This window comes from Streptomyces neyagawaensis, from assembly GCF_023516595.1.
GTDB classification, from domain to species: Bacteria; Actinomycetota; Actinomycetes; order Streptomycetales; family Streptomycetaceae; genus Streptomyces; species Streptomyces neyagawaensis.
This window is the reverse complement of record NZ_JAMGBG010000187.1, coordinates 1-478: the sequence shown is the minus strand read 5'-3', so window position 1 is coordinate 478 and position 478 is coordinate 1. Positions and strand designations below refer to the sequence as shown.

The following is a 478-nucleotide window of genomic DNA, read 5'->3' as shown; positions in this document are numbered from 1 at the left end:
GTACGCCGCGCCGTCGCCGCCGGACGCGCGGTGGCGCCACCGTGGACGCGACGGCCCCCGAGGCGACGGCGGTCACCGAGCCGACGCGGCCCACTGAGACGCCGGGCACGTCCACCGAGGCCGACGCCGGCCCCCGCACGCCCCGCCGCCGTCGCCGCACCCGCGGCGGCACGACGTCGGGCCAGACGGTGACGTCGGCGGTGGAGACCGAGGGGTCCGAGAGGGCCCTGGACGCCGCCCCCGACGCCGCGGATGCGGTGAAGGCTTCGGCGGTGAGCACGGTCGCGGACGCTGCGGACACCGCCGGCGTCCTGCCTGCCGCCGACGAGGCGAAGCCGCGCCGCCGCCGCACGCGCAAGACGGCGTCGGCGGAGCCGGTCGAGGCTCCGGCCGCCGAGGTGGCGGTCGACACGGCCGAGAGCACGGTTGCCGAGGAGGCCGCGCCGAAGACGCGTCGGCGTACCCGCAAGGCCGCCGA

Annotated in this window: 1 pseudogene; it reads left to right on the top strand. The window is 79.7% G+C overall.

What is annotated here, in order from left to right:
• Nucleotides 1-41 precede the first annotated feature (41 nt).
• Nucleotides 42-478: pseudogene (locus tag M8J73_RS42430) on the top strand (DEAD/DEAH box helicase); the annotation flags it as partial.